Source organism: Aureimonas sp. AU40 (assembly GCF_001463785.1).
Classification (GTDB): domain Bacteria; phylum Pseudomonadota; class Alphaproteobacteria; order Rhizobiales; family Rhizobiaceae; genus Aureimonas.
This window is the reverse complement of record NZ_BBWL01000005.1, coordinates 42,116-68,597: the sequence shown is the minus strand read 5'-3', so window position 1 is coordinate 68,597 and position 26,482 is coordinate 42,116. Positions and strand designations below refer to the sequence as shown.

The 26,482-nt window shown below is 68.1% G+C and carries 25 protein-coding genes; 16 read left to right on the top strand and 9 right to left on the bottom strand.

What is annotated here, in order from left to right; translation table 11 throughout:
• Positions 1–51 precede the first annotated feature (51 nt).
• The 5 genes from groL to AUL32_RS02320 all read left to right on the top strand — a co-directional run bounded on the left by groL (position 52) and on the right by AUL32_RS02320 (position 5,075).
• Positions 52–1,698 (top strand): chaperonin GroEL, encoded by a 1,647-nt coding sequence (gene groL / locus AUL32_RS02340; protein WP_061974567.1) that lies wholly within the window; start codon positions 52–54, stop codon positions 1,696–1,698.
• A gap of 246 nt (positions 1,699–1,944) precedes the next feature.
• Positions 1,945–2,721 carry a sulfite exporter TauE/SafE family protein gene (locus tag AUL32_RS02335; protein WP_062111406.1) on the top strand — a complete coding sequence of 259 codons (777 nt, stop codon included), beginning with the start codon at positions 1,945–1,947 and terminating at the stop codon, positions 2,719–2,721.
• Positions 2,722–2,809: 88 nt separating this feature from the next.
• Positions 2,810–3,001 (top strand): CsbD family protein, encoded by a 192-nt coding sequence (locus tag AUL32_RS02330; RefSeq protein WP_061974563.1) that lies wholly within the window; start codon positions 2,810–2,812, stop codon positions 2,999–3,001.
• Between the two features lie 154 nt (positions 3,002–3,155).
• On the top strand, positions 3,156–4,547 hold the full coding sequence (gene fumC / locus AUL32_RS02325) for a class II fumarate hydratase (RefSeq protein WP_062111404.1): 1,392 nt from the start codon (positions 3,156–3,158) through the stop codon (positions 4,545–4,547).
• Positions 4,548–4,697: 150 nt separating this feature from the next.
• Positions 4,698–5,075 carry a DoxX family protein gene (locus AUL32_RS02320; protein ID WP_244493067.1) on the top strand — a complete coding sequence of 126 codons (378 nt, stop codon included), beginning with the start codon at positions 4,698–4,700 and terminating at the stop codon, positions 5,073–5,075.
• 55 nt (positions 5,076–5,130) lie between these two features.
• Here AUL32_RS02320 and hisG read toward each other — a convergent pair whose 3' ends face one another.
• The 4 genes from hisG to AUL32_RS02300 all read right to left on the bottom strand — a co-directional run bounded on the left by hisG (position 5,131) and on the right by AUL32_RS02300 (position 9,296).
• Entirely contained in the window at positions 5,131–5,823 is a 693-nt protein-coding gene (gene hisG / locus AUL32_RS02315; protein WP_062111402.1) for an ATP phosphoribosyltransferase, read from the bottom strand.
• Positions 5,820–6,974: an ATP phosphoribosyltransferase regulatory subunit gene (locus tag AUL32_RS02310; protein ID WP_062111400.1), complete on the bottom strand. Its 1,155-nt coding sequence runs from the start codon at positions 6,972–6,974 to the stop codon at positions 5,820–5,822. The genes hisG and AUL32_RS02310 overlap by 4 nt, the downstream gene beginning before the upstream one ends.
• Positions 6,975–7,001: 27 nt before the next feature.
• Positions 7,002–8,555, bottom strand: a complete 1,554-nt coding sequence (gene hisS, locus AUL32_RS02305; RefSeq protein ID WP_062111398.1) for a histidine--tRNA ligase — start codon at positions 8,553–8,555, stop codon at positions 7,002–7,004.
• Positions 8,556–8,639: 84 nt separating this feature from the next.
• Positions 8,640–9,296 carry a DNA-3-methyladenine glycosylase I gene (locus AUL32_RS02300; protein WP_062111396.1) on the bottom strand — a complete coding sequence of 219 codons (657 nt, stop codon included), beginning with the start codon at positions 9,294–9,296 and terminating at the stop codon, positions 8,640–8,642.
• A gap of 126 nt (positions 9,297–9,422) precedes the next feature.
• Here AUL32_RS02300 and AUL32_RS02295 point away from each other — a divergent pair, with 126 nt between their 5' ends.
• The 4 genes from AUL32_RS02295 (at position 9,423) to AUL32_RS02280 (ending at position 12,780) form a co-directional block, all read left to right on the top strand.
• Positions 9,423–10,181: a DUF2927 domain-containing protein gene (locus AUL32_RS02295; RefSeq protein WP_062111394.1), complete on the top strand. Its 759-nt coding sequence runs from the start codon at positions 9,423–9,425 to the stop codon at positions 10,179–10,181.
• A 158-nt stretch (positions 10,182–10,339) separates the two neighbouring features.
• The gene (locus AUL32_RS24405) at positions 10,340–11,215 is read left to right on the top strand and encodes a L,D-transpeptidase (protein WP_062111392.1); all 876 of its coding nucleotides are present in this window, start codon (positions 10,340–10,342) and stop codon (positions 11,213–11,215) included.
• A 144-nt stretch (positions 11,216–11,359) separates the two neighbouring features.
• Positions 11,360–12,139 carry a L,D-transpeptidase gene (locus tag AUL32_RS02285; RefSeq protein ID WP_062111390.1) on the top strand — a complete coding sequence of 260 codons (780 nt, stop codon included), beginning with the start codon at positions 11,360–11,362 and terminating at the stop codon, positions 12,137–12,139.
• A 143-nt stretch (positions 12,140–12,282) separates the two neighbouring features.
• Positions 12,283–12,780, top strand: a complete 498-nt coding sequence (locus AUL32_RS02280; RefSeq protein WP_062111388.1) for an AAA family ATPase — start codon at positions 12,283–12,285, stop codon at positions 12,778–12,780.
• Between the two features lie 45 nt (positions 12,781–12,825).
• On the opposite strand, the gene glcF is transcribed toward AUL32_RS02280, so the two are convergent.
• From glcF to AUL32_RS02265, 3 genes are read right to left on the bottom strand one after another with little or no spacing between them, the layout of a single operon-like run.
• Complete coding sequence (gene glcF / locus AUL32_RS02275; RefSeq protein WP_062111386.1) at positions 12,826–14,169, bottom strand: glycolate oxidase subunit GlcF; 1,344 nt, start codon at positions 14,167–14,169, stop codon at positions 12,826–12,828.
• A 4-nt stretch (positions 14,170–14,173) separates the two neighbouring features.
• Entirely contained in the window at positions 14,174–15,409 is a 1,236-nt protein-coding gene (glcE, locus tag AUL32_RS02270; protein ID WP_062111384.1) for a glycolate oxidase subunit GlcE, read from the bottom strand.
• 5 nt (positions 15,410–15,414) lie between these two features.
• A complete protein-coding gene (locus tag AUL32_RS02265; protein WP_062111382.1) occupies positions 15,415–16,908 on the bottom strand; it encodes an FAD-linked oxidase C-terminal domain-containing protein in 1,494 nt (497 codons plus the stop codon).
• A gap of 184 nt (positions 16,909–17,092) precedes the next feature.
• On the opposite strand from AUL32_RS02265, the gene AUL32_RS02260 reads away from it, so the two are divergent.
• A complete protein-coding gene (locus AUL32_RS02260; protein WP_062111380.1) occupies positions 17,093–17,299 on the top strand; it encodes a hypothetical protein in 207 nt (68 codons plus the stop codon).
• A 55-nt stretch (positions 17,300–17,354) separates the two neighbouring features.
• Here the strand turns inward: AUL32_RS02260 and AUL32_RS02255 are convergent, their stop codons facing one another.
• The gene (locus AUL32_RS02255; protein ID WP_062111378.1) at positions 17,355–18,152 is read right to left on the bottom strand and encodes an SDR family NAD(P)-dependent oxidoreductase; all 798 of its coding nucleotides are present in this window, start codon (positions 18,150–18,152) and stop codon (positions 17,355–17,357) included.
• A 186-nt stretch (positions 18,153–18,338) separates the two neighbouring features.
• Between AUL32_RS02255 and AUL32_RS02250 the strand changes: the two genes are divergently transcribed.
• The 4 genes from AUL32_RS02250 to AUL32_RS02235 all read left to right on the top strand — a co-directional run bounded on the left by AUL32_RS02250 (position 18,339) and on the right by AUL32_RS02235 (position 23,129).
• Complete coding sequence (locus AUL32_RS02250; protein WP_062111376.1) at positions 18,339–19,094, top strand: 16S rRNA (uracil(1498)-N(3))-methyltransferase; 756 nt, start codon at positions 18,339–18,341, stop codon at positions 19,092–19,094.
• A 183-nt stretch (positions 19,095–19,277) separates the two neighbouring features.
• Positions 19,278–20,651, top strand: coding sequence for a glutamate--cysteine ligase (locus tag AUL32_RS02245; RefSeq protein ID WP_062111374.1), 1,374 nt, complete (start codon positions 19,278–19,280; stop codon positions 20,649–20,651).
• Between the two features lie 171 nt (positions 20,652–20,822).
• Complete coding sequence (locus tag AUL32_RS02240) at positions 20,823–21,662, top strand: hypothetical protein (RefSeq protein WP_062111372.1); 840 nt, start codon at positions 20,823–20,825, stop codon at positions 21,660–21,662.
• Positions 21,663–21,818: 156 nt separating this feature from the next.
• Positions 21,819–23,129 (top strand): hemolysin family protein, encoded by a 1,311-nt coding sequence (locus AUL32_RS02235; RefSeq protein ID WP_062111371.1) that lies wholly within the window; start codon positions 21,819–21,821, stop codon positions 23,127–23,129.
• A 281-nt stretch (positions 23,130–23,410) separates the two neighbouring features.
• Here the strand turns inward: AUL32_RS02235 and AUL32_RS02230 are convergent, their stop codons facing one another.
• Entirely contained in the window at positions 23,411–23,674 is a 264-nt protein-coding gene (locus AUL32_RS02230; protein WP_061974530.1) for a DUF1127 domain-containing protein, read from the bottom strand.
• 255 nt (positions 23,675–23,929) lie between these two features.
• Here AUL32_RS02230 and AUL32_RS02225 point away from each other — a divergent pair, with 255 nt between their 5' ends.
• A complete protein-coding gene (locus AUL32_RS02225) occupies positions 23,930–24,883 on the top strand; it encodes a LysR family transcriptional regulator (RefSeq protein WP_061974529.1) in 954 nt (317 codons plus the stop codon).
• 2 nt (positions 24,884–24,885) lie between these two features.
• On the top strand, positions 24,886–26,478 hold the full coding sequence (xseA, locus tag AUL32_RS02220) for an exodeoxyribonuclease VII large subunit (protein WP_062111369.1): 1,593 nt from the start codon (positions 24,886–24,888) through the stop codon (positions 26,476–26,478).
• The last annotated feature ends 4 nt before the right edge of the window (positions 26,479–26,482 follow it).

Sequence of the window (26,482 nt, the reverse complement as noted above, 5' to 3'; positions counted from 1 at the left end):
TCCCTTTACGACGGCGCGGACCGGCCTCCGGCGCGCCCAGGAGATAAGATCATGGCTGCCAAGGAAGTCAAATTCGGTCGTGACGCCCGCGAGCGCATGCTGCGCGGCGTCGACATTCTCGCCGACGCGGTAAAGGTCACGCTCGGCCCCAAGGGCCGCAACGTCGTGATCGACAAGTCGTTCGGCGCGCCTCGCATCACCAAGGACGGCGTGTCCGTCGCCAAGGAGATCGAGCTCGAGGACAAGTTCGAGAACATGGGCGCCCAGATGGTGCGCGAAGTGGCCTCGAAGACCAACGACAAGGCCGGTGACGGCACCACCACCGCGACGGTCCTGGCCCAGGCCATCGTCCGCGAGGGCGCCAAGGCGGTTGCCGCCGGCATGAACCCGATGGACGTCAAGCGCGGCATCGACGCGGCAGTCGCCAAGGTCGTCGAGACGCTCGTCTCCTCCGCCCGCAAGATCGAGACCTCCGACGAGGTCGCGCAGGTCGGCACCATCTCCGCCAACGGCGAGAAGGAAATCGGCCAGATGATCGCCTCGGCGATGCAGAAGGTCGGCAACGAGGGTGTCATCACCGTCGAGGAAGCCAAGACCGCCGAGACCGAGCTCGAAGTCGTCGAAGGCATGCAGTTCGACCGGGGCTACCTCTCGCCCTACTTCGTGACCAATGCCGAGAAGATGATCGCCGAGCTCGAGGATGCCTACATCCTCCTGCATGAGAAGAAGCTCTCCAACCTCCAGGCGATGCTGCCGGTCCTCGAGGCTGTCGTGCAGTCGGGCCGTCCGCTCGTCATCATCGCCGAGGACGTCGAGGGCGAGGCTCTCGCCACGCTCGTGGTCAACAAGCTGCGTGGCGGCCTGAAGATCGCCGCCGTCAAGGCTCCGGGCTTCGGCGACCGCCGCAAGGCCATGCTCGAGGACATCGCGATCCTCACGGGCGGCCAGGTCATCTCCGAAGACCTCGGCATCAAGCTCGAGAGCGTCACGCTCGACATGCTCGGCCGCGCCAAGAAGGTCTCCATCACCAAGGAGAACACCACGATCGTCGACGGCAACGGTGAAGCCGACGGCATCAAGGCGCGCGTCGCCCAGATCAAGCAGCAGATCGAGGAGACCACCTCGGACTACGACCGCGAGAAGCTCCAGGAGCGCCTGGCCAAGCTCGCCGGCGGCGTCGCGGTGATCCGCGTCGGCGGCTCGACGGAAGTCGAAGTCAAGGAAAAGAAGGACCGCGTTGACGACGCTCTCAACGCGACCCGCGCGGCCGTGGAAGAAGGCATCGTCCCCGGCGGCGGCGTCGCTCTCCTGCGCGCTTCCAACTCGGTCGACCTCAAGGGCGAGAACGCCGATCAGGACGCCGGCATCGCCATCGTCCGCAAGGCGCTCCAGGCTCCGATCCGTCAGATCGTCCAGAACGCGGGCGGCGAAGGCTCGATCGTGGTCGGCAAGATCCTCGACAACTCGTCGCTGACCTACGGCTACAACGCCCAGACCGGCGAATACGGCGACATGATCCAGGCCGGCATCGTCGACCCGGTGAAGGTCGTTCGCTCGGCGCTCCAGGACGCGGCCTCGGTCGCCGGCCTGCTCGTCACCACGGAAGCCATGATCTCGGAAGCTCCCCGCAAGGACTCCGGCGCCCCTTCGATGCCGGGCGGCGGCGGCATGGGCGGCATGGGCGGCATGGACTTCTAAGCCGACCGGACTTCCGGCGCCGCAAGGGCGCCGGCGTTCCACGCCAAGATCAGGGGCTCGCTCGCGCGGGCCCCTTTTTCGTTGGGCCGTCCGATTTTCTGCTTTGCTCGGCCTCTCCTCGACGACCACGCGGTTGTCAGGCATTTCCCCTCGGGCGTGATCGGCCCGCGCTGGCGCCGAAGGGTGTTTTCGAGTCTAAGAGCGCCCGAAACCCGGGGCGTCGGCCTCGTCGCATCAGGACGCCGCATGAGCGAATTTCTCATCTTCTTCTTCGTCGGGTCGCTGGCGCAGCTCGTCGACGGCGCGCTCGGCATGGCCTATGGCGTCATCTCCTCCACGGTTCTCATGAGCTTCGGCGTGCCGCCGTCGGTCGCCTCCGCGTCCGTCCACACGGCCGAGCTCTTCACCACGGCCGCCTCCGGCACGGCCCATATCGCCAATCGCAATATCGACTGGAAGCTGTTCTGGCGCCTCGTGCCCTTCGGCGTCCTCGGCGCGGTGCTCGGCACCTATGTCCTCACCTCGATCGACAGTTCCTCGATCCGCCCCTTCGTCGCGGCCTATCTCGCGGTGATCGGCGTGATGCTGACGCTGCGCTCCTTCCGCAAGCTGCCACGCGCCCAGACGCCGATGGCGCTCGTGCCGCCGCTGGGCGCTGCGGGCGGCTTTCTCGATTCGGTCGGCGGCGGCGGATGGGGGCCGATCGTCACCTCCGGCCTGCTCGGGGCCGGCGGCCAGCCGCGCTATGTCATCGGCACGGTGAACGCGGCCGAGTTCCTGATCACGCTTTCGGTCTCGCTGTCCTTCCTCGTCGCGCTGCTGACGGGGCATTGGGAAGAAGCGGGGGATCTCACAGACCACGCCCTGTCGGTTCTCGGCCTGATCGCGGGCGGCGTTCTGGCTGCGCCGCTCGCCGGCTATGCCGTGAAGCGCATCCCCGAGCGCCTGCTCCTGCGCATCGTCGGCCTGTTGATCTGCGCGCTGGCGCTGCAGCAGCTCTATGGAATCCTTTCCAAAATGTAATGCCGGGTCTGGAACGGATCGCACCCCTCGGCGGTTCTCCTTTTCGAAAGTCGGACACGCCGTCCGATACAATCTTGAGGAGACGATCATGGTCGACAAGAACGAAATTTCTGGTGGCGCCAAGGAAGTCGGTGGCAAGATCAAGGAAGGCGTCGGCAAGCTCGTCGGTAACGAACGTCTCCAGGCCGAAGGCATGGCCGACCAGGTCGAGGGCAAGACCGAGAAGAACTACGGCAAGGTCAAGGACGCCGTAAAGGATCAGGTCGGCGCCAAGCACTGAGCGCACCTGAACCGTTTGAAGAAGGAGCCAGCCGCAAGGCTGGCTCTTTTTCGTTGCGGCAAAGGGTTTCGCGCCGCTGGCCTGTCGTGATAACCGCGCGAGGGTGCCCCATCCAGATAGGATCAGCGGGCGCCTTGTCGCGAGGGGAAGACCGATGACCAGCACCAGACGCGAGACCGATTCGATCGGCGCGATCGACGTCGCGAGCGACCGCTACTGGGGGGCGCAGACCGAGCGCTCGCTCAACAATTTCCGCATCGGCACCGACAAGCAGCCGATCGCCGTTATCCACGCCCTCGCCACGGTCAAGAAGGCCGCAGCGCGCGTCAACCGCGCCATGGGCAAGCTCGACGGCGGGATCGCCGGGACGATCGAGACGGCGGCCGACGAGGTGATCTCCGGCAAGCTCGACGATCATTTCCCGCTCGTGGTCTACCAGACCGGCTCGGGCACGCAGACCAATATGAACGTCAACGAGGTCATCTCCAACCGCGGCATCGAGATGCTGGGCGGCGAGATGGGCTCCAAGAAGCCGATCCACCCGAACGACCACGTCAATATGGGCCAGTCGTCCAACGACGTGTTCCCGACCGCGATCCACGTCGCCGTGGCGATCGAGACCACCAAGCGCATCCTGCCGGCGATCGACGCGCTGCACGCTTCGCTTGACGCCAAGGCGAATGAATTCGACCACATCATCAAGATCGGCCGCACCCACACGCAAGATGCGACGCCGATCACGCTCGGCCAGGAGTTCTCCGGCTACGCCGCAGCGCTCCAGCTCGGCAAGATCCGGATCGAGAAGGCGCTCTACGACGTCTTCGCGCTGGCGCAGGGCGGCACGGCGGTCGGCACCGGCCTCAACGCCCCGGTCGGCTTCGACGTGAAGATCGCCGACGAGATCGCCTCGCTCACCGGCCTGCCCTTCCGCACCGCCGAGAACAAGTTCGAGGCGCTGGCCTCGCACGGTGCGCTGGCCTTCTTCCACGGCTCGCTCAACGCGCTCGCTACCGATCTCTTCAAGATCGCCAACGACATCCGCTTCCTCGGCTCCGGCCCGCGCTCCGGCCTGGGCGAACTCTCGCTGCCCGAGAACGAGCCGGGCTCCTCGATCATGCCGGGCAAGGTCAACCCGACCCAATGCGAAGCGCTGACCATGGTCGCGGCCGAGGTGTTCGGCCACGAGACGACCGTGACGGTCGCAGCCTCGCAGGGCCATTTCGAGTTGAACGTCTTCAAGCCGGTAATCGCCAACGCCGTGATCTCCACGATCCGCCTCCTGGCGGACGGCATGGACTCGTTCCGCGAGCATTGCGTGGACGGGATCAAGGCAAACGAGGACCGGATCAAGGACCTCATGCAGCAGTCGCTCATGCTGGTGACGGCGCTGGCGCCGACGATCGGCTACGACAACGCCGCGAACATCGCCAAGACCGCGCACAAGAAGGGCACGACCTTGCGCGAGGAGGCCCTCGCCTCCGGTCTGGTCTCCGGCGAGGATTACGACCGGATCGTCGATCCGGCGGCGATGACCCGACCGGGCTAATCGAACGCCAAGTCATTGGACTTTGGAAACGCCCCAATCTTCGGATTGGGGCGTTTTTCGTTGACGATCAGTCTTGCAAAGAATCGCTATCTTCGGCGGCGGCCCTCGGTCACTCTGCGCCATCACAACTCCGTGTCGATGGACGCTCTCATGAACTCCGGTCTGCTTCTTCTCGCCCGCATTCTCCTGTCGATTCTCTTCATCGTGTCCGGCTTCGGCAAGCTGGCCGGCGCGGCTGGCTTTGCCGGCTATCTCGGCAATCTGGGCCTGCCCGGTGGCGTGGCGCTGGCCTATCTCGTCGGCGCGCTGGAGTTCTTCGGCGGGCTCGCGATCCTCGTCGGCTTCCAGGTCCGCATCGTCGCCTCGGTTCTCGCCGTGTTCTGCGTGGCGACCGCGCTGGTCGCTCATCTCGGCCCCGACCAGTCGACGCAGCTGATGAAGAATCTCGGCCTGTGCGGCGGCTTCCTGGCCCTCGCGACTGCTGGCGCCGGTGCCTACTCGATCGACGCGCGCTCGCGCCGCGTCTGAGCCTACGCCCTAACGGAGATCGGGACGGCCGCCTTCGGGCGGCCGTTTCGCGTTTTCAGGCTTCGAAGCGCGGCAGGAGCGCCGCGAGGCGCGCATCGTCGTCCGCGCTGCGCGGCTTGGCTGCCAAGGCGAGGCAGGCTTCGGAGCGAAGGATCGTGCCGTCCTTCAGGATGCGCAGATGGTTGGCCGTCAGCGTCGAGCCGGTGGACGTGATGTCCACGATGATGTCGGCGGAGCCGGCGGCCGGCGCGCCTTCGGTAGCGCCGAGGCTTTCCACAATGCGATAGCTTTGGATGCCGTGGCTCTTGGTGAAGAAGCCCTGCGTCAGGCGCCAATATTTGGTGGCGATGCGAAGGCGCCGCCCATGCGCGGCGCGATAGCCGGCGGCGACGTCGCCCAGATCCTCCATCGTCTCGACGTCAAGCCAGCTGTCGGGCACGGCCACCACCACGTCGGCATGGCCGAAGCCGAGTCGTGAGACGATGCGGCCGCGCTCGTCGAAATCGGGCATGGTCTCGCGCAGGAGGTCCTCGCCCGTCACGCCGAGGTCGATCGCCCCGTCGCGCAGCTCGCGCGCGATCTCGGAGGCCGAAAGAAGCAGAACCTCCAGCCCCTCGGCGCCCTCGACGCGGGTGCGATAGGAGCGCGCGTCCTCGCTGGCGTGGACGAGAATGCCGGCTTTGGCGAGGGAGGCCACGCACTGGTCCTTGAGCCGGCCCTTGGACGGAATGGCGAGGGTCAGCGTCATGGGCGCGCGCCTTCCTGCGTCAGCGAGAGACGGTCGAGATAAAGCGCGAAGCCCACGGCAGGGATCGGCTCGCGCGCGCCGAGATAGGAAACGAGCCGGTCGTAGCGCCCGCCGCCGGTGAGCGGCCCGGCAAAGCCCGGCCGGGCGATCTCGAAGACGAAGCCGGTGTAGTAGTCGAGCGTGCGGCCGAAGGCGGCGCGGTAGCGCAGCGTCGAGAGATCGACCCCGGCGCGCGACAGCGCCTCGGCCCGCGCCTCGAAGAAGGCGAGCGCCCCGGCGAGATCCAGCCCGTGCTCGCGAGATAAGGCGCGAAGCCGCTCGGAGGCCTCCGACACCGGGCAGTCCAGCGACAGGAAGGCGCGCAGCCGCTCCAGCGCCGCGCCGCGCAGGCGTGTGTCGGACAGGCGCACCTTCTCGGCAAGGCGCGCGGCGATCTCGGCGGCGCTGCGGCTGCGATTGGGCGGCAGGCCAGCCGCGCCCATGCGCTCGGCCACCAGCGCCTCCAGTTCGAGCAGGCGCCCGTCCCGCGCCAGCGCCAGCGCGTCCGCGTCGATGCCGGCGACATCGCCGGAGCGGTCGCTCGCCAGCGTTTCCAGCGCGCGGGCGAGAAGGTCGTTCTGACCGAAGGTGCGGATCAAGCGGCGCTGCCAGCCGGCGGGCAGGTCCAGCGCCTTCAACACGGCCTCGAACAGGCCCTGGTCGCCGATCGTGATGTCGAGCGTTCCAGGATCGTTGAGGCCGCAGGCGGCGAGCGCCGTCAGCGCTTCGGCCAGCGTCGCGGCATCCGCCTCGGCCCGGTCGCCATCGCCCAGATTCTCGATGCCCGCCTGCCGGAACTCCGCCGGCTCGCCCCGCCGCTGGCGGAACACCGGGCCGTTATAGGCGTAGCGGCGCGGCAGGCCGGCCTCGCCCGCGATATGGGCAAGGCAGACCGGAATGGTGAAGTCAGGCCGCAGGCACAGCGTCTCGCCGCCCTCGCCGCGCGTCAGAAAGATGCGCCGGCGCAGGTCCTCGCCCGCCGTGTCGAGATAGGGCTCGGCGCGTTGGAGGAGCGGCGTCGACACCAGCGAGGCGCCGACCGAGACGAAGAATCGCGCCAGCGCGCCGTCGAAGGGCGTGCCGCTCTCGGCCGCCGGAAACAGCCGGCTCATGCCTGCTCCCCGCTCATGAACCGGCCCTCACCGCGTCTCGGACGCCTGGCGCGCCAGAATGCGCCGGACGGCCTCGACCAGATCGCTCTCGTCCACCAGTTCCTGCCCCGCGCGCGCCTCGCGCCATTCGGCATTGTCCTCGATCCCGGCGGCGACGCGCTTGCCTTCCACGAGGTCCTTCACCTGCACCTTGCCGGCCGCCTTCTCGTCTCCGCCCTGGATGACGACGACGGGCGCGCCGCGCCGGTCGGCATATTGCAGCTGCTTGCCGAACTGCTTGGGGTTGCCCTGGAACACCTCGACCGGGACGAGCGGCTGGCCCTCGCCGTTCAGCTCGCGGCGCAGAAGCGTCGCCATGCGCTGGTAGTCGGCCATGCGGTCCCGGTCCATCACGGTGACGACCACGGGGCCGGGCAACGCGGCATTGCCGAGACGGCCGAGATTCTTGAGCGCGGTCTGAAGGCGCGAGACGCCGATCGAGAAGCCCGTGGCGGGAACCGGCGTCGACATGAAGCGCGACACCAGCCCGTCATAGCGCCCGCCGCCGCCGACCGAGCCGAACTGCACCTTCTGACCCTTCTCGTTCACGACATCGAACAGGAGTTCGGCTTCGAAGACCGGGCCGGTGTAATATTCGAGGCCGCGCACGACGGAAGGGTCGATCTTCACGCGCCCGTCGGAATATCCGGCGCGATCAACCATCAGATAGATGTCTCGCAGTTCCTCAGCACCAGCGGTAGAAACTCCCGCCTGCCGAAGGGCTTCGAACAAATTCTCGATTGTGATCCCATCGCCTTGCGGTGCTGAACTCATAGAACCTGAACCAGGAGTGCCCCACCCCAGCGTGTTCACGAGCATGCTGATCTGCTCGTCGTTGAGTCCGGCGCCTTTTGTGAAGTCCCCCTTGCCGCCGCTCTCATCCAGACGTCCGGGACCGAGCAGCAGGCATACGCCTTCAACTTTAAACTTATCAAATTTGTCGAGCGCCCGCAGTACCGTCAAACGGCGCGCTGGATCGCCTTCGAGACCCACCGCATCAAGAAGAGCATCCAGCACCTTGCGGTTGTTCACCCGGATCACATACTGGCCGCGCTCAATGCCGAGCGCCTCCATCGTGTCGGCCATCATCATGGCCATCTCGGCATCGGCCGAGACGTTGGGCGCGCCCACGATATCGGCGTCGAACTGCATAAACTGGCGGAAGCGGCCGGGGCCGGGCTTCTCGTTGCGAAAGACATAGCCCGCCCGGTAGGAGCGGTAGGGCTTGGGCAGGTCCTCGAAATTCTCCGCCACATGGCGGGCGAGCGGCGCCGTCAGGTCGTAGCGCAGCGACAGCCATTCCTCGTCGTCGTCCTGCAAGGAGAAGACGCCCTCGTTGGGCCGGTCCGAGTCGGGCAGGAACTTGCCGAGCGCGTCGGTGTATTCGAAGAAGGGCGTCTCCACCGGCTCGAAACCATAGGTCTCGTAGACGCGGCGGATCGTAGCGAGCATGCGCTCCTGCGCCAGGAGATCGGCGGACGTGCGATCCACGAAGCCGCGCGGCTGGCGCGCCTTCACGCGGGAGGGCTTCTTGGGGGCCATGGAACTGCCTGAACGCTGGATAAGAAACGAGTTACCCGGCGTCCTAGCCCATCGGGCGCGGGAGCGGCAAGGCTGGAGCCCGTTTCAGCGCGGCCGAATGAAGTTTCGCCGCGCCGCCTCGCACGCGCCCTGCGCGCAACACTCCTCCATATGGTCGTTCACGAAGCCCATGGACTGCATGAACGCATAGGCCGTGGTCGGGCCGACGAAGGAGAAGCCTTCCGCCCGCAGCGCCTTGGATAGCCGCCGCGAGGCCGGCGTTTCCGGGTTGGCCCGCGCCCAGGCGAGCGTCATGCGCTCCGGGCGTTCCTCAGGGAGCGGCTCGAAGCGCCAGAGGAAGCTGGCGAGACTGCTGCCCGTCTTCTCGCGCAGCGCCAGCGCCCGCCGGGCGTTGTTGATCGTGGAGGCGATCTTGGCGCGGTGGCGCACCACGCCGGGGTCGGCGAGGATCGCCTCGATCCGCGCCTCGTCGAAGCCGGCGACGCGCTCGATCTGGAACCCTTCGAACCGCTCGCGAAAGCGCTCCCGCTTGCGCAGGATCGTGATCCAAGAGAGCCCGGCCTGGAACCCCTCGAGGCACAGCTTCTCGAAGAGCTGGGTGTCGTCGGCGGTGGGCCGGCCCCATTCGCCGTCGTGGTAGCGGATATAGTCCTCGCCCGCGCCCGCCCAGGCGCAGCGGGTCTCGCCGTCCGCCCCGAGGCGCAGACCCGATTCGGAAGGAAGGTCGCTGGTTTCGCTCATGCCTCCTTGTGCCGCGCGGTCGGCGCGGGGCGCAAGCGCCCTCCCCCGAGCTTCACCTCGAAGGCGACTTGCCTCCGCGCGCCCCGCGCCGCACAAACGAGGCGAACACGCCGAACGAGTCTGCCCATGTCCGTCCGCCCGCTTCCGTTTCGCCTCTTGGCTGCCCTCACCTGCCGAACCGCCCTCCTGCTGGCCTTCGGTCTGGCGCTGCTCCTGGCCGCGCAGCCGGCCCGCGCCCAGCGCCTGCCCGGCGACGAGGCGATGATTCGCGGTTTCGAGGCGGTGGTGTTCGGCGCCGAGATCACGGGGCCTCTCAGCGATTCCAGCTATCTCAAGAAATTCGCGGCGCCGGTTCGCGTGCGCGTCGAAAACCCCGCCAAGATCGATCGCAAGCCGGCGGTGGCGACCTTCGTGCGCCAGCTCGCCCGGCAGGTGAAAGGGCTCGACATCGCCATGGCGGGCCGGGGCGAGCCGGCCAATTTCGTGGTCCATGTCGTGGACCGCGACGATTACCAGCGCACCGGGCGCGCGGTCTATCACCGCCCCTTCGGCCGCACGCCGGGCAACTGCATCGTGCGCTCCAGCTACGGGCGTGCCGGCATCACGCGTTCGGACGCCATCATCGTCTCGGACGAGGGCGATCTCCTGTTTCGCCGCTGCCTGATCGAGGAGGTGCTGCAGGGTCTGGGGCCGCTCAACGACAACACCGACGCGCCGCAGAGCGTCTTCAACGACACCTCGAAGCTCACCAGCTTCACGCCCTACGATCGCCTCCTCGTCAACATGCTCTACGACAGCCGTCTTCGCCCCGGCATGAGCCTTGCCGACGCCGAGCCGCTGCTCCCGGCGGTGCTGCGCGACAACAGGCGACGCCTGGGATTGTGACGCAGCGTTAGCGGCGCGTTCACCACGTTGGGACAGGGGAGGCGGAACCGGAGGGCCAAGGCGCGCGGATTCACCAATCGCTCGGATTTGGGGCGGCATTCTCATCCCAAAGCGGCTCGCCCTTTTCGAGCCCCGCGACGTTTCCGAGGTGTCCGCCGATGTTCGCCCGCCGCCTTCTGGCGCTTTCGCTCGTTCTTGCCGCCGGCTCCGCCGCCGATGCGCGCGACCGCCGCCCGCTTTCGCTCGACCGTGAGGATGCGGCCCAGCGCGTTCTCCAGCTCAGCCCCGGCAGCGGCGTCGTGCCGGGCTACCAGAATCCCAAGCTGACGCGCGGCTACCCCGCCGGCACGGTGATCTTCGACGGCAACATTCCCGTCGGCGTGGTGCGCCGCGACGGCGGCCCGGTGGAGCCGCTCGGCTCCTACCAGAACGCGCAGCCCATCGTGCTCGGCGCCGAGCCCGGCCCCCCGCCGCGCCCGCGCGCAGAGCGCCGCCGCGAGCGCCAGCCTCTGTTCGCCAGCGCGGGCGCGCCCGCCCGCAGCATGGCCGCCGCGCCGCGCCAGACGCAGCCGCGCGGGCTCGACCCCGCCTTCCTGCCGCAGGAAGTCGTCTATTCCGGCTACGAGCCGGGCACGATCGTCATCGATACGCAGGCGCGCTTTCTTTACCTCGTCGAGGCCGGCGGCCGGGCGACGCGCTACGGCGTGGGCGTCGGCAAGCCGGGCTTCGAATGGGCCGGCTCGCACCGCGTCAGCCGCAAGGCGGAGTGGCCGGACTGGACACCGCCCTCCGAGATGGTCGCGCGCGAGCGCGCCAAGGGCCGCATCCTGCCCGCGCGCATGGAAGGCGGCATCGAAAATCCGCTGGGCGCCCGCGCGCTGTATCTCGGCTCCTCGCTCTACCGCATCCACGGCACCAACCAGCCCTGGACCATCGGCCAGGCCGTGTCGTCGGGCTGCATCCGCATGCGCAACGAGGACGTGAGCGATCTCTACGAGCGTGTCCCGGTCGGCACGCGCGTGGTTGTGCTCTGAGCGCAACATCTCATGCAAAACGGGCGCGGGACCGGTCCCGACATTGTCTCGCGCCCCATGTTCCCCTCACGATAAGGCCGGCAGACTATCTCCAGGACGGCTCTGTTTTCATTCAACTTTTCGCCGGTTTCGAAGGATCGTTCGATGCGTCTCATTTCCCTGAAAACGGTAGCGCTGGCGGGTCTCGCCACCCTGGCCCTGGCCGGCGGCGCCAGCGCCGACACCCGCTATTTCGACCACTCCTCGCAGACCTGGGTATCGACCTCGGGCGATAGCCGCGCCGTGGTGTCCAGCGGCGGCGCCTCGCTCGGCCGGGCCCCGGTTCGCGTGGCGCGCCAGCCGCAGGCCATGCGCCCGGTCGATCCGCGCTTCAAGCGCCAGAGCGTGCGCCTGTCCACCAAGGAAAAGCCGGGCACGATCATCATCGATACCGACCGCAAGTTCCTCTACTTCGTGGAAGCCGGCGGCACGGCGACGCGCTACGGCGTGGGCGTCGGCAAGGAAGGCTTCGCCTGGGGCGGCACGATGAAGATCGGTCGCAAGGCCGAATGGCCGGGCTGGACGCCGCCGGCCACGATGGTCGCCCGCGAGCGCGCCAAGGGCCACATCCTGCCCGCCTACATGGCCGGCGGCCCGGACAATCCGCTCGGCGCCCGCGCCATGTATCTCTATCGCGGCGGCGGTGGCGGCGACTCGATGTTCCGCATCCACGGCACCAACCAGCCCTGGACGATCGGCCTCAACATGTCGTCGGGCTGCATCCGCATGATGAACGAGGACGTGACGCATCTCTACGAGCGCGCCGATCGCGGCACCAAGGTGATCGTGCTCGGCCCCGGCCAGTCCGGCAACGGCGTCTATGCCGAGACCGGCACGATGCGCCCGGCGGGTCGAGGCCTGCTCGCCGCCGTGTTCGGCGGCTGATCGCGGCACCCCCTCGCGGAACGACAAGAAGGCCCGCCCACTCGGCGGGCCTTTTGCGTAAGCTCCCTTCGCAGCCGGAAAGGACCCGCCGCGAGGCGCGTTCGGATTCGCGACCAGAACAGGCCGGAGATCGGAGCCGAAGGATGGGGCGGAGAAACTATCTGATCGAGGGCGTGTCCGGCACCGGCAAGACCAGCGTCTGCGAGGAACTCAAGCGTCGCGGCTTTCACGCCATCCATGGCGACAGGGAATTGGCCTATCAAGGCGACCCGGAGACCGGCGAGCCCCTGCCCGGCTCGAAGCATAAGAACCACATCTGGGATCTCGAAAAACTCGGGTCCCTGGTTTCGGACCGCAGCCAGCCGATCACCTTCTTCTGCGGCGGCTCGCGAAACTTTTCAAAGTTCATCCATCTCTTCGACGGGATCTTCGTCCTCGACGTCGATTTGGGGACGTTGAACCGGCGGCTCGCGGCGAGACCCGCCGACGAGTTGGGCGGGACGCCCGGCGAGCGAGAGATGATCGCGCGGCTGCACGCGTCGAAAGAAGACCTTCCCGAGAACGCGATCCCCATCGACGCGACCCTGCCGCTCGCCGAGGTCGTCGACCGGATTCTCTCGCGATGCGAAGCGCTGGGATAAGCGCTCCGGCACGTCGAAAAGCCCGCAACTCGCGCGGGCCTTCCTTTATTCGGCGGCGACGGGCCTTGCCATGCGCGGGAACGAACGACCGGCGAGCTTGGCGGGCGGCTCGCCGCCGAAGGCCCAGTCCAGAAGCTCCACGGTGTGGAGGATCGGGATCGAGGTGCCCGAGCCGATCTGCGTCATGCAGCCGATATTGCCGGTGGCGATGAGGTCGGGCTTCACGCGCTCGATATTCCCGACCTTGCGGTCGCGCAGCTTGGCGGAAATCTCCGGCTGGAGAATGTTGTAGGTGCCGGCGGAGCCGCAGCACAGATGCCCTTCCGGCACGTCGCGCACGGTGAAACCGGCCTGGGCCAGCAGGGTTTTCGGCGCCTGCGTGATCTTCTGTCCGTGCTGCATGGAGCAGGCGGAATGATAGGCGACGATCGCCTCCACCGGATTTTCCGGCAGGGGCAGGTCGAACGTGGAAAGGAACTCCGTCACGTCCTTGGCAAGGCTGGAAACGAGAGCGGCCTTCTCGGCATAGGCCGGGTCGAGCCGCAGCATATGGCCGTAATCCTTGATGACGGTGCCGCAGCCGGACGCGGTGATGACGATAGCGTCGAGCTTGGAGCGCTCCACCTCGCGGGCCCAGACGTCGACATTGCGCCGGGCGAAGTCGAGCGCTTCCTCTTCCCGGCCCATGTGGTGGGTCAGCGCGCCGCAGCAGCCCTCCCCTTCGGGCAGGACGATCTCGACGCCGAGCCGGGTCAGCAGCCGCACCGTCGCCTCGTTGATGCCGGGATCGAGCACGGACTGGGCGCAGCCGCGCAGGAGCGCGACGCGCTTTCGCACGACGCCCTCGGCCGTGCGCAGGCCCGGCCGATCGTTGGCCGAGGCCGGCGGCACGGCGGCGGGCGCGAGCTTCAGCATGGCCGCCAGCGGCTTCAGCGGCGCCACGCCGCCCAGCGCGTCCGCGAAGGGCCGGGCGAGACGCGCGAGCTTCAGGCTCCAGCGGAAGCGCTGGGGATAGGGCAGAACGCGGGCGAGCATCTCGCGGATGACACGGTCGATCAGCGGGCGCTTGTAGGTGCGCTCGATATGGGCGCGAGCGTGGTCCACGAGATGCATGTAGTTCACGCCCGAAGGGCAGGTCGTCATGCAGGCGAGGCAGGACAGGCAGCGGTCGATATGCTTGACCGTGCGCTCGTCCGCCGGGCGCCCGTTCTCCAGCATGTCCTTGACGAGATAGATGCGCCCGCGCGGGCTATCCAGCTCGTTGCCGAGCGTCACATAGGTCGGGCAGGTCGCCGTGCAGAAGCCGCAATGAACGCATTTGCGGATGATCGAGGCGCTTTCGGCGGTGTCGGGATCGCTGAGCGCGGCGGGGGTGAAGGAGGTCTGCATCAGATCATGCCATCCGGCCGGGATTGAGGATGCCGGCGGGATCGAACTGATCCTTCAAACGGCGGGACAGGGCGGCGAGCGGGCCGGGCTGGGGCTGGAACACGGGCAGCGACAGGCGCTCCCCTTCCGGCGCGCGCACCAGCGTGGCGTGGCCGCCGCCATGGCGGGCGACGAGCGTGCGGATCAGATCGGCCTCGGCGAGGCCTGCGTCCATGCGCAGCCAGACGAGGCCGCCCTGCCAGTCGTAGAAGGCATCCGCCGCCGCGTTCATACGCAGCGCCATGACGAAGTCCGGCCCTGCCATGGGCGGCAGCGAGACGCGCCAGACCGCGCTGTCGGTGCCGTCCGCGAAGGGCGCGACGTCGCGGATGTCGCGCCAGAAGGCCTCCGAGCGCTCGCCTTCCAGCTGCTCCAGCCGGCCCACGCGGGCAAGCGCGGTGCCGAGATGCGCGGCCCGGGCCGAGACGGAGGGGCCGAACCCGTCGAGCCGGATGGCGGTCGCGGGGTCGCGCCCGAGCGCGCCGCCCAGCACCCGCCCCGCCACGCCATAGGGCAGATGCGCCGCGCCGGACGCCTCGACCGAGGAGCCGAGCGCCGCGCTCATCGCCTCCGCCGCCTCGCCGTCCGCGAGATCGCGGACGATCAGCGTCGTCTCGGCAGGGGAGCGTGGCATGGTCTTGAAGATCACGTCGGCGAAGACGGCAAGCGTGCCGAAGGAGCCGGCCATGCCCTTGGAAAGGTCGTAGCCCGTGACGTTCTTCACCACGCGCCCGCCGGAGCGGAAGATCTCGCCGCGCCCGGAAACGGCGGTGACGCCCAGAATATGGTCGCGCGCCGCGCCCTGCTTGAGCCGGCGCGGGCCGGACAGGTTGCAGGCGAGCACGCCGCCGATCGTGCCCTGCCCCGCCGGCCGGCCGTGCAGCGGGCCGTAATCCATCGGCTCGAAGTCGAAGCGCTGGCCGCGCTCGGCGAGCAGCGCCTGGATCTCGGCGATCGGCGTGCCCGCCTTGGCGGAGATCACGAGCTCTTCCGGCTCGTAGAAATTGACGCCGGAAAGGCCCGTCAGCGACAGGGTGCGCGCGGCCTGGACGGGGCGCCCGAGGCCGGCCTTGGAGCCCTGGCCCTCGACGGCGAGCGGCTCCTCGCGGGCGAGCGCTTCGGCCACCATGTCGCGCAGCGCCTCGACACTGTCCGGGCGAAGACAATCCGGCGCGAGGGCCGAGTTCGACAGAACGGACATTCGAATCAGAACCTCGGCAGGTCAGGAAAGGGCAGCTGGCCCTTGTGGACATGCAGCCGGCCAAGCTCGGCGCAGCGATGCAGGACGGGAAAGACCTTGCCGGGGTTCAGCAAGTGGCGCTCGTCGAAGGCGCATTTGACGCGGATCTGATGCTTCAGATCGTCCTCGCCGAACATTTCGGGCATGAGGTCGCGCTTCTCGATGCCGACCCCGTGCTCGCCGGTGAGCACACCGCCGACCTCGACGCAAAGGCGCAGGATGTCGGCGCCGAAATCCTCGGCGCGCTGCAGTTCGTCGCTCTTGGAGGCGTCGTAGAGAATCAGTGGGTGAAGGTTTCCGTCGCCGGCATGGAAGACGTTGGCGACGGCGAGCCCGTATTTCTCCCCCAGGGCCTTCATGCCGGCCAGGACGCGCGGCAACTCCTTGCGCGGGATCGTGCCGTCCATGCAGAGATAGTCCGGCGAGATGCGTCCGACCGCCGGGAAAGCCGCCTTGCGCCCGGCCCAGAAGCGCATCCGCTCCTCGGCCGACTGCGACACGCGCGCCGTGGTGGCACCATTCTTGGTGGCGATGCCCTCGACCTCGGACAGGAGATGGTCGACCTCGGCCTTCACCCCGTCGAGTTCCACGATCAGGAGCGCCTCGACATCCAAGGGATAGCCGGCATGGACGAAGGCCTCCGCCGCGTGGATGGCGGGCCGGTCCATCATCTCCATGCCGCCGGGGATGATGCCTTGCGCAATGATCTCGGCGACGCAGGCGCCGGCCTGTTCGGACGTGGGAAAGCCGATTAAGACGGCGCGCGCCGTTTCCGGCGCCTGGAGAATGCGAACGGTGACCTCGGTCACGACGCCGAGCAGCCCTTCCGAGCCCGTGATCAGGCCGAGCAGGTCGTAGCCTTCCGAGTCGAGATGCTTGCCGCCGAGGCGGATGACCTCGCCCTCCATGGTGACGAACTCGACGCCCAGCACGTTGTTGGCCGTCAGCCCGTATTTCAGGCAGTGCACGCCGCCGGAATTCTCCGCCACGTTGCCGCCGATGGAACAGGCGATCTGCGAGGACGGGTCGGGCGCGTAGTAAAAGCCGGCATGCTCTACCGCGCGGGTGATGCCGAGATTGGTGACGCCCGGCTGCACCACGGCGCAGCGATTGTCGAAATCCACCTCCAGAATGCGGTTGAAGCGCGACAGGACGAGAAGCACCCCGTCCTCCAGCGGCAGCGAGCCGCCCGACAGCGAGGTGCCCGAGCCGCGCGGCACGACGGGAATGCGGTTGGCGTGGCAATAGCGAAGCACGGCGGCGACCTCGGCCACCGTTTCGGGCAGGACGACGGCGAGCGGCATCTGGCGATAGGCGGTGAGCGCGTCGGTCTCGAACACGCGCATCTCGACGCTGGCGTCCACCACGCCCTCGCCCGGTACGATAGCGCGCAGCGCCGACACGATCTCGGCCCGGCGGCCGAGAATTTCGCCGCTGGGCTTGGGCATCTGGATCGCCATGGGTTCTCCCGTCCTCCAAGACCTCGGCGCCGGACCATGCGCCGTCGCCGATTTGGAACGATGCTAAAGCTTGCGCCTCGCGAAGGACAGTCGCCGCGCCCGGGAAAAAGCACCGGGGGTTCTTCCCCAGGCTTGGAACACCCCAGGGCTCGCCTCCATTCCTAGAGGGAATAGGGAGGTCTCGATGACAGACAGCGATCCGAAGAATGCCGACGACGCGACGACTGAGCGCGCCTCCGCATTGGAGGGCGTGACGCCCGGCGGGCAGGAGCGCGTGATGACCGAGGACGAGAAGCTGGACGAGGCGTTGGAGGAAACCTTCCCGACGTCCGATCCCATCGCCCCCAGCCGCATCGACGGCCCGATGATCGACCCGGGCAAGCATAGCTGAGGCGCTGGGTTAAGAGCGCGACGGGCGGCCCTGGGGCCGCCCGTCTTGCATTCGCTCAGTTCTGAACGGCCTGAACCGACCCGCCATCGACCCGGATGTTGGACCCGTTAATGAAGGAGGCGCGCTCGGAGACGAGAAGCGCGACGGCGGCAGCAACCTCCCCCACCCGCCCGCGCCGCTTCTGCACGATGCCAGGCCGCTCTTCCTCGAGAAACGAGCGAATCGCCTCGTCCTTGGTCGTGCCGCGTTCGGCCGCACGCTTTTCCATCATCTCGTCGGTCATCGCCGTCTCGATGAAGGCCGGGGCCACCGTGTTGACCAGAATGCCGTCGGCCGCGAGCTTGTAGGACAGGCCCTTGGCGAAGGTGGCGAGCCCGGCCTTGGCGACATTGTAGGTCGCCTCCTCCCAATAGGGCTGCACGGCGTTTTCCGAGGTGATGCAGACGAAGCGGCCCCACTGGCCCTTCTTCATCTGAGGGATCGCGGCGCGGGCGACGCGCACGGCGGCAAGGAAGTCGGTCTGCCAGGCTTCCTCGTAGTCGGCGTCGGTGAGTTCCAACGGATCACCCTTGGCGCCCGTGATGCCGGCCGTGTGGACCGCGATGTCCAGCTTGCCGAAGCGGCGTAGGGCCTCGGCGACGATCCCGTCGGCATCGCCCTGCCGCGTCAGATCGGCCTGGACGATCGCCGTGTCCTCCGGCAGTTCGCCTCTGCGCGCCAGCGCCTCGTCCAGCTTCTTGTCGGCGAGAACGAGCTTCACGCCCTCTTCCGCCAGCAGCTTCGCCACGGCGAAACCCATGCCTCCGTCGGCGCCCGTGATGAGCGCGACGCGCCCCTTGATCCCCAGATCCATTCGCTGAAAAACTCCCGAAAGTCCGGCCACCTGACGGAATCGCGATCCGAAACCCGCGCGATGGCTGGAAAGACCGGCCGGCTTCGCTAAAACGCGAGTTCAAACCCGGCACCCATGCCGGCAACAACGAGCGCTCCGGCGGTTGGTTTCGCCGGGCCGGCGCCGTGAGCCTGAGTTCGAGGGGCGATGCCAGACTACGATTTTTCCGGCCAGCGCCTGTTCGTGGAAGGAGCGCTCGCGCAGGGGGCGGCGATCGAGGCGAGCACTGCGCAGGTGAACTATCTCCTGAACGTCCTGCGGCTCGACGACGGGGCGATGATTCTCGCCTTCAACGGCGCGGACGGCGAGTGGCGCACGCGGCTCCGGCGGGACGGCAAGAAGCGGCTTTCGCTCGTGCCGGAGGAAAAGCTGCGCGACCAGACGCCGCGCCCCGACCTTCACTGGCTCTTCGCGCCGCTCAAGAGCGCCCGGCTCGACTACATGGTTCAGAAGGCCGTTGAGATGGGCGCGGGCCTCATCCAGCCGGTCATGACGCAGCATTGCCAGGCGCCGCGTTTCAACCTGGACCGCGCGCAGGCCAACGCGGTGGAGGCGGCCGAGCAGTGCGGCGTGCTGGCCGTGCCCGAATGTCGCGAGATCCTGCGGCTCGACAAGGTCCTGGCCGCCTGGGATGCGGGGCGAACCCTTCTCTTCTGCGACGAGCGCGCGGGGTCGGCGAGTCCGATCGACACGCTCGCGCCGCTCGCCGGCAAGCCGCTGGCGCTCCTGATCGGGCCGGAGGGCGGCTTTTCGCGCGAGGAGCGCGAGACGCTTCTGGCCCTCCCCTTCGTCGTCCCCATCTCGCTCGGCCCCCGCATCCTGCGCGCCGACACGGCGGCGGTCGCGGCGCTGGCCGTGGTGCAGGCGGCGGCCGGCGATTGGCGAGAAGGCCCCGGCGGGTGAGCGGTTCGCGGACCGGAGCGTTCACCGGCAGGCCCTTGCGTCCGCGCGGGAAAGCGGACAGACACCCGAAGGGATGGGGTCTTCCCATTCGCTGCGAAGGCGGGGGCGGTTTCGTTCCCGCGTTTTGAGCTGTGCCGGCTTTCGCGCCGGCTTCCTGAACCGCATCCGTCCCCGGAGCTTTCGATGGCGCGCGACACGACCGACCTCACCCCGATCCGCTCGCTGGACGAACTGGTGGACCATATCCGCGCGGGCGAGAAGCCGGTTTCGGAGTTCCGCCTCGGCACCGAGCACGAGAAATTCGGCTATCGTTTGGCCGATCTCTCGCCGGTTCCCTACGAGGGAGAGGACGGCATCCGCCGCCTTCTGGAAGAGCTGCAGACGCGCACCGGATGGGAGCCGATCGTCGATGACGGGCGCATCATCGGCCTTGCCGGCGGCAGCGGCGAAGGCGCGATCTCGCTGGAGCCCGGCGGACAGTTCGAGCTTTCGGGCGCGCCGTTGGAAACGCTGCACGAGACGGTGAGCGAAACCGAGGGACATCTCAACCATGTGAAGGCGATCGCCGGCGAGCTCGGCCTCGGCTTTCTCGGCCTCGGCGCCAGCCCGCTCTGGACGCTGGATCAGACGCCGGTCATGCCGAAGTCGCGCTACTCCATCATGAAGCGCTACATGCCCAAGGTCGGCACGCGCGGTCTGGACATGATGTTCCGCACCGCGACGATCCAGGTCAATCTCGACTTCTCAGACGAGCGCGACATGGCGCGCAAGATGCGCCTCGGGCTGAAGCTCCAGGCGCTGGCCTCGGCCCTGTTCGCCAACTCGCCTTTCACCGAAGGCAAGCCGAACGGGCTCTTGTCCTGGCGCTCGGGCGTCTGGCTCGACACCGACAACCAGCGCTCGGGCCTCCTGCCCTTCGCCTTCGAGGCGGGCTTCGGCTACCGCGACTATGTGGACTGGGCGCTGGACGTACCGATGTATTTCGTGATGCGGGACGGGCGCTATCACGACGCAACGCATGTCACCTTCCGCCAGATGCTGGACGGGGCGTTGAAGGGCGAGATCGCCGATCCCGAGCCGAATATGGGCGACTGGGCCAACCATCTCTCCACCGTGTTTCCCGATGTGCGGCTCAAGCGCTTCCTGGAAATGCGCGGCGCCGACGGCGGCCTTCTGCCCGACATCATCGCCCTGCCCGCCTTCTGGTGCGGCCTGCTCTACGATGCGCAGGCGCTGGACGAGGCCGAGGCCATCACCGCCGACTGGAGCTTCGAGGAAGTCGACCGGCTGCGCTCGGCCGTCCCGCGCCTGGGGCTTCACGCTCCCTTCCGCAACGGGACGCTGCTCGACGTCGCGCGCCGCATCCTGCCGCTGGCGCAGGACGGGCTCGAGCGCCGCGACCGGCGGGACGCGCAAGGCCGCAGCGAGGCGATCTATCTCCAGCCGCTCGCCGCCCGGGTCGCCAGCGGACGTACGGCGGCCGACGACCTCCTCGCCCGGTTCGAGGGCGAGTGGAACGGCAGCCTCGAAGCCCTGTTCGCCGACCAGAGCTACTAACTCCCGAAAAACAGACCCGTCGCACCTCCGCCCCCTTCCCAAGCCCGTGGGAAGACCGCAGGGTGGCGCTTCGTTCCGCTCGTGGCGGCGCCGTGCGGCGATGCTCCTGACGCGAGGGACGGTAGAGCGTCGCGCCGGCCGCCTGTCGGCCCGGCGCGCGAGGGAGGCGGGATGACGGATTTCTTCGACTGGCTGAAGGTTGCCGGCGCGGGCGAGGCGGCGGACAAGCTCGCGCTTCAGTTTCGGCTGAGCCCCGAGGAAATGCGCGCCACGACGGACGCGCTGGTGCCCGCCTATATCCTGGGGATGCAGCGCGCCATGATCGACCCCAAAAGCTGGTCGGATCTGGCCGAGCGCTTCGGCGCCATGGGCGGCTTCGGCGCCGGCAGCTTCCTGACCGGGCCGGCGGGCGAATTGGTGACGCGCTCGCTCTTCGGGCCGGACCTGACGGCCGCGATCGCGCGCAACGCTTCGCTCCTCACCGGCCAAGCACCCGACACGCTGCAGCAGATGATGGCGCCCTTCGGCGCCATGGTCTTCGGCGCGGCGCTGCAGACCATGGCGGCCGGCGCCGCCAACTGGCCGAAGGGCTACGCGACCGACCCGGCCGGCCAGGCGCTGGCCGAAACCATGCGCCGCTCCGCCAATGCGGTCGAGGCCTTCCATCGCCCCTCGGGTGGGGGCGCCGCGTCTGCCGCGCCCGGCACGCCCGCCGCCATGATGGCCCTGTTCTCGGATGCCTGGCGCACGACCTTCCCTTGGGCCCCGCAGGGCCCGCAGGCCGGGGCCGGCGCGCCGGCCGCCTTCCCGTTCGATCCGTTCGGCATGATGGGCGCCATGACCAAGGCCTTCGCGCCGCCGAGCCCGGCGCCGCGCCCCGCGCCCGCCGATTCGCGCCAGCCGCGGCGCGATCCCGTGCTCGACATGATCACGAATGCGCAATCGATGCAGGCCGACTACTTCACCTCGATGGCCGCCTTGTTCGACCGCAAGGCCGAGCCGAACGCCTGATTCCAAGCCGGGCGGGCCGCCCTCGCGCGGCCCGCGCCACAGCATCGGCGCCGGTCCGGCAAAAGTTTTGCTGTGATCTATTGGATCGGAACCGTCCCGCCCCCTATACTCCCGGCATGTTCAACGGGAAGCCGCAGCGGCTTTCACGGATACCGGATGCTGATCGTCAATCTTCTGATCGTCGTTTTCTTGATTGTCCTCAACGGATTCTTTGCAATGTCGGAACTGGCCATGGTTTCGGCCCGGCGGATCCGGCTTCAGCAGATGGCGCAAAATGGCAGCAGAGGAGCGACCGCCGCGCTCAAGCTGGTGGACGATCCCACCGGCTTCCTGTCCACGGTCCAGGTCGGCATCACCCTGGTCGGCATCTTCGCCGGCGCGTTCGGCGCCTCGGCCTTCTCGACACCGGTGGCCGAAATCCTGGTCGGTATTCCTCTCATCAGCGTCTATGCCGACACGATCGCCTTCGTGCTGGTGGTCGTGCTCATCACCTATTTCTCGCTGATCCTGGGCGAGCTGGTTCCCAAGCGCTTCGCGCTCGCCCATGCCGAGTCGATCGCCGCCTTCGTCGCGCCCTCCATGCGCCTGATCGCACTGGTCGGCGCGCCGATCGTCTGGTTCCTGCGCTTCTCCACCGAAACCGTCAGCAAGCTCGTGGGCGCCAGCGCCGTCAGCGAGAATTCGGTGACGGAAGAGGAAGTGAAGGCGATGATCGCCGAGGGCACGGAATCGGGCGTGTTCGAGGAAAAGGAGCGCGAGATGCTGGAAGGCGTCCTGCGCATCGCCGACCGCAACGTGCGCTCTATCATGGTGCCGCGCCCGGACGTGGCCTGGATCTCGCTCGCCGACGAGCCGAACGCCATTCTCGACGAGATCAACGCCAGCGGTCACTCGCGCTTTCCCGTCGCCAAGGAGGACGTGGACGATCTCGTCGGCGTCGTGCAGGCCAAGGATCTTCTGGAACAGTATCGCCGCACCGGCACGGTGGACGTGAAGGCCGCCGTGCGCGAGCCGCTCTATGTCAACGAGACCATGCCGGTCCTGAAGCTTCTCGACCGCTTTCGCTCCGTCAACATCCATATGGCGATCGTGATCGACGAGTACGGCTCGTTCGAAGGCGTGGTGACGCCGACCGACATTCTCGCCTCGATCGCCGGCTCCATGCCGGAGGGCGCCGAGGAGGACTATTCCGTGGTGCAGCGGGAGGACGGATCCTACCTCATCGACGCCGGCATTCCGATCGACGACGTGGAGCGGCGCCTGGGCGCAGGCAGCCTGCCCAAGGAGCGCGACTACGAGACGCTGGCCGGCTTCATCCTCGACCAGTTCGGCCACATTCCCGAGGTCGGCGAGTTCATTCAATACGGAAACTGGCGCTTCGAGGTGGTGGATCTCGACGGTCGCCGGGTGGACAAGATCATGGCCTCGCAGCTCGGCGAGCTGGAGCCTGCGCGCGACGAACTCTAAGAGCTTGTTTGGAAATTCGGCGGCGGAGGGCCGGCGAGGGATTTTTTGGCGTCGCGAGGCGCCAAACGCAGTCGATGCCGGCGGCATCGGCGAGGATTGGCAACGAGGCGATGGCGGAAAAGCACCGACGGACCGACCCGCCCGAGTTTCCAAATAGGCTCTAAGCCGGCGCGCCTTCCCTCTCCCACAACAGAAAAGACCCGCTGCGATCGCTTCGCGGCGGGTCTTTTCTCATTCGCAGTCCGGGTTCTGTCGGTCCGGTCTTTTTCATTCCGGCCGCCTCAAAGCGAGCGGCGCCGCTGTCCTGCCCTGATGGCCAGCCGATAGGTCGGGTCTTCGCGCCAGTCGGCATGGAGCGCCTCGTGGACGTCGTCGCGCTTCAGACCGATATCGTTCAGGAGATAGTCGGGCAGTTCCGACATCCGGTAGGCGGCCCGGCGATTGCGGATCGTGCGGACGATCGCCGCGAGCGCGAGGAAGCCGGTGCGGACCGACTGGGCGAGACCGTCCACGGAGGGAACGGGGGTCTTCGATGCAAGCGTCATGGCAGGATCTCCCTTGGGAAGCCATTTTCAGGTCGGCAGGCAAAGCGGGAGCGCTCGCTCGAACGGGGTCGTTCGCGCGTTTGCAAGCACCGTGCCGGCTGCGTGGCCGGCCAAGTGTCCACTCCGTCGAAGGCTCGCGCCACCCGATTTCGCGGTCTCGTCTCTGGCTGTCGAGGATGGAGATAGTCCGGCTTGACGGATCAGACCAACGAATGTTTCTTATGCCCATCATCACCGATCATTATAGGTGAAGCCGTGGCCACGCCCCTCGACCTCGACCAGCTCCGCACCTTCCTCGCCATCGTCGACACGGGCAGTTTCACCCGCGCGGCCGAGGAAGTGTTCAAGACGCAGTCCGCCGTTTCCATGCAGGTGCGCCGGCTGGAAGAGCGCCTGGGCACGGACCTGTTCGAGCGTTCGGGCCGAACGGTGAAGCTGACGGAGGCGGGCGGCCGGCTCCTCTCCTATGCGAGGAGGATGCTCTCGCTCAGCCAGGAAACCCTGTCGGCCTTCGACGAGCAGACCATCGAGGGTCATGTGCGGATCGGCCTCCCGGACGACTATGCCGAGCGCTTCCTGCCCGAGATCATGGCGCGATTCGTGCGCTCCAACCCGCGCGTCGAACTCCAGATCGCCTGCGAGACGACGTCGAGCCTCATCGAACATGTGGACAAGGGCCATCTCGACGTGGCGCTGGTCTGCCCGTCCAAGACCCATGCCTGGTCGGAGATCGTGCGGACCGAGCCGCTGCATTTCGTCACCTCCGCCGCGCACAGCGTCCATGAGGAGCCGATCCTGCCGCTCGCCATCGGCCGCACGGACTGCGCCTGGCGCAAGCAGGGGGTCGATGCTTTGAACAGCGTCGGCCGCGCCCATCGCATTCTCTTCACCTCCTGGTCGGCTCAGATCGTCACCTCGGCCGTGCTGGCGGGTCTTGCCGTCAGCGTCCTGCCGGAATGCGCGCTGCGGCCGGGCATGCGGGTTCTCAGCGACGCGGAAGGCTTTCCCCGGCTCGACGACGCGCAGATCGCCGTCATGCGCGGGCGCAACACCGACTCGCCGGTGATCGACGCGCTGGTGATCCACATCCGCGAAAGCCTGCAGAACCTGGCGCCCTCCGTTCCCCCGCAGATCAATTCCCGACTGCCGGAAACGAGAATGATTCGCAGCCAGAGGCTTCGGCCGGGCGTCGGCGTCGCGGGCTGGTAAGCATGAGCGATCTCATGGAAGCGGTCGCCAGCAATGTGGCGGAATATTCCGTCTCGGAACTCTCCGGCGCGCTCAAGCGCACGGTGGAGGACGCGTTCGGCCATGTGCGAGTGCGCGGCGAGATTTCGGGCTATCGCGGCCCGCACTCATCCGGCCACGCCTATTTCGCGCTGAAGGACGACAAGGCCCGGCTGGAGGCCGTGGTCTGGCGCGGCTCCTTCGGCAAGCTCGCCTTCAAGCCCGAGGAAGGTCTGGAGGTCATCGCCACCGGCAAGCTGACCACCTTCCCCGGCTCGTCCAAATACCAGATCGTCATCGAGGCGATGGAGCCGGCGGGCGCGGGCGCGCTGATGGCGCTGCTGAACGAGCGGCGGCTGAAGCTCGAGGCCGAGGGGCTCTTCGCCACCGATCGCAAGCGCGCGCTGCCCTTCCTGCCGCGCGTCATCGGCGTCGTCACCTCGCCGACCGGCGCGGTGATCCGCGACATCCGGCATCGCATCGCCGACCGTTTCCCGCTTCATGTCCTGGTCTGGCCGGTGCGGGTGCAGGGCGAGACCTCGGCGGCCGAGGTCGCGGCGGCGATCGCGGGCTTCAACGCTTTGCCGGACGGCGGCAAGATTCCGCGACCGGACCTTCTCATCGTCGCGCGCGGCGGCGGCAGCTTGGAAGACCTCTGGGGCTTCAACGACGAGGCGGTGGTGCGGGCCGTGGCCGAGTCCGCCATTCCGCTGATCTCGGCGGTCGGCCACGAGACCGACTGGACCTTGATCGACCATGCGGCGGACCGGCGCGCGCCGACGCCCACGGGCGCGGCCGAAATGGCGGTTCCGGTGCGGGCCGAGCTTCTGGCGGTGTTGGCCGCGATCGAGGCGCGCAGCGGCGCCGCCATCTCGCGCACGCTGCAGGCCGAGCGGCGCGCCGTCGCCAATCTCGCCCGCGCCCTGCCCTCGCCCGACATGTTGCTGGCCCTGCCGCGCCGGCGCCTGGACGAGGCCGACAGCGCGCTGGAGCGCAATCAGCGCTTAGGCCTCGGCGAGCGCCGCCGCCGCTTGGCCGAGGCCGGGCTGCAGCTTTCGCCCTCGCGCCTCCAAGGCGCGATCCGCGACAAGCGGGCGGACCTGCGCCATCTCGACTCCGCCCTGGTGCACCGGCTCGACACCGCCCTGCGCCAGCAGCGCCATACGCTGGAGCGCCTCGGCGCGGCCCTGCGCCCGCATGTGGTGACACAGCGCGGCGCCGAGGCGCGCCATCGCCTCATCACCGCCTCCGACCGGCTCGACCGCGCTTTCGCCACGCGGCAGGCGCAGCGGCGCGCGGCGCTGGGCGGCGCTTGGCGCGTCGCCTCCAGCCTCGACCCGCGTCAGGTGCTGGAGCGCGGCTATGCCATCATTCGCGGCGAGAACGACGTGCCGATCACCCGCGCCGAAGATCTGGTGCCCGGTTCGAGCTTCGAGATCGAGTTCGCGCGCGGCCACCGCCGCGCCGCCATCGCCGCCGCGCCCGACGCGGACGCCGTGCCCACGGCCCGCCCGGCGCGCGGCGCCAAGCGGGCCAAGCGCGAGCAGATCGAGGAAAACCAGGGCGACCTGTTCTGACCAC

Excerpts from the sequence above, each read along its gene's own strand:
- AUL32_RS02300 (WP_062111396.1), bottom strand. The coding sequence starts at position 9,296 with ATGAGCGAAACCAGCGACCTTCCTTCCGAATCGGGTCTGCGCCTCGGG.
- glcE (WP_062111384.1), bottom strand. The coding sequence starts at position 15,409 with ATGTCCGTTCTGTCGAACTCGGCCCTCGCGCCGGATTGTCTTCGCCCG.
- AUL32_RS02285 (WP_062111390.1), top strand. The coding sequence starts at position 11,360 with ATGCGTCTCATTTCCCTGAAAACGGTAGCGCTGGCGGGTCTCGCCACC.
- AUL32_RS02255 (WP_062111378.1), bottom strand. The coding sequence starts at position 18,152 with ATGGATCTGGGGATCAAGGGGCGCGTCGCGCTCATCACGGGCGCCGAC.
- AUL32_RS02320 (WP_244493067.1), top strand. The coding sequence starts at position 4,698 with ATGAACTCCGGTCTGCTTCTTCTCGCCCGCATTCTCCTGTCGATTCTC.
- AUL32_RS02280 (WP_062111388.1), top strand. The coding sequence starts at position 12,283 with ATGGGGCGGAGAAACTATCTGATCGAGGGCGTGTCCGGCACCGGCAAG.
- AUL32_RS02260 (WP_062111380.1), top strand. The coding sequence starts at position 17,093 with ATGACAGACAGCGATCCGAAGAATGCCGACGACGCGACGACTGAGCGC.
- AUL32_RS02235 (WP_062111371.1), top strand. The coding sequence starts at position 21,819 with ATGCTGATCGTCAATCTTCTGATCGTCGTTTTCTTGATTGTCCTCAAC.
- AUL32_RS02265 (WP_062111382.1), bottom strand. The coding sequence starts at position 16,908 with ATGGCGATCCAGATGCCCAAGCCCAGCGGCGAAATTCTCGGCCGCCGG.
- groL (WP_061974567.1), top strand. The coding sequence starts at position 52 with ATGGCTGCCAAGGAAGTCAAATTCGGTCGTGACGCCCGCGAGCGCATG.
- AUL32_RS02295 (WP_062111394.1), top strand. The coding sequence starts at position 9,423 with ATGTCCGTCCGCCCGCTTCCGTTTCGCCTCTTGGCTGCCCTCACCTGC.
- AUL32_RS02250 (WP_062111376.1), top strand. The coding sequence starts at position 18,339 with ATGCCAGACTACGATTTTTCCGGCCAGCGCCTGTTCGTGGAAGGAGCG.
- AUL32_RS02230 (WP_061974530.1), bottom strand. The coding sequence starts at position 23,674 with ATGACGCTTGCATCGAAGACCCCCGTTCCCTCCGTGGACGGTCTCGCC.
- AUL32_RS02240 (WP_062111372.1), top strand. The coding sequence starts at position 20,823 with ATGACGGATTTCTTCGACTGGCTGAAGGTTGCCGGCGCGGGCGAGGCG.
- AUL32_RS02310 (WP_062111400.1), bottom strand. The coding sequence starts at position 6,974 with ATGAGCCGGCTGTTTCCGGCGGCCGAGAGCGGCACGCCCTTCGACGGC.
- hisS (WP_062111398.1), bottom strand. The coding sequence starts at position 8,555 with ATGGCCCCCAAGAAGCCCTCCCGCGTGAAGGCGCGCCAGCCGCGCGGC.
- fumC (WP_062111404.1), top strand. The coding sequence starts at position 3,156 with ATGACCAGCACCAGACGCGAGACCGATTCGATCGGCGCGATCGACGTC.
- AUL32_RS02330 (WP_061974563.1), top strand. The coding sequence starts at position 2,810 with ATGGTCGACAAGAACGAAATTTCTGGTGGCGCCAAGGAAGTCGGTGGC.
- glcF (WP_062111386.1), bottom strand. The coding sequence starts at position 14,169 with ATGCAGACCTCCTTCACCCCCGCCGCGCTCAGCGATCCCGACACCGCC.
- hisG (WP_062111402.1), bottom strand. The coding sequence starts at position 5,823 with ATGACGCTGACCCTCGCCATTCCGTCCAAGGGCCGGCTCAAGGACCAG.
- AUL32_RS24405 (WP_062111392.1), top strand. The coding sequence starts at position 10,340 with ATGTTCGCCCGCCGCCTTCTGGCGCTTTCGCTCGTTCTTGCCGCCGGC.
- AUL32_RS02335 (WP_062111406.1), top strand. The coding sequence starts at position 1,945 with ATGAGCGAATTTCTCATCTTCTTCTTCGTCGGGTCGCTGGCGCAGCTC.
- AUL32_RS02245 (WP_062111374.1), top strand. The coding sequence starts at position 19,278 with ATGGCGCGCGACACGACCGACCTCACCCCGATCCGCTCGCTGGACGAA.
- xseA (WP_062111369.1), top strand. The coding sequence starts at position 24,886 with ATGAGCGATCTCATGGAAGCGGTCGCCAGCAATGTGGCGGAATATTCC.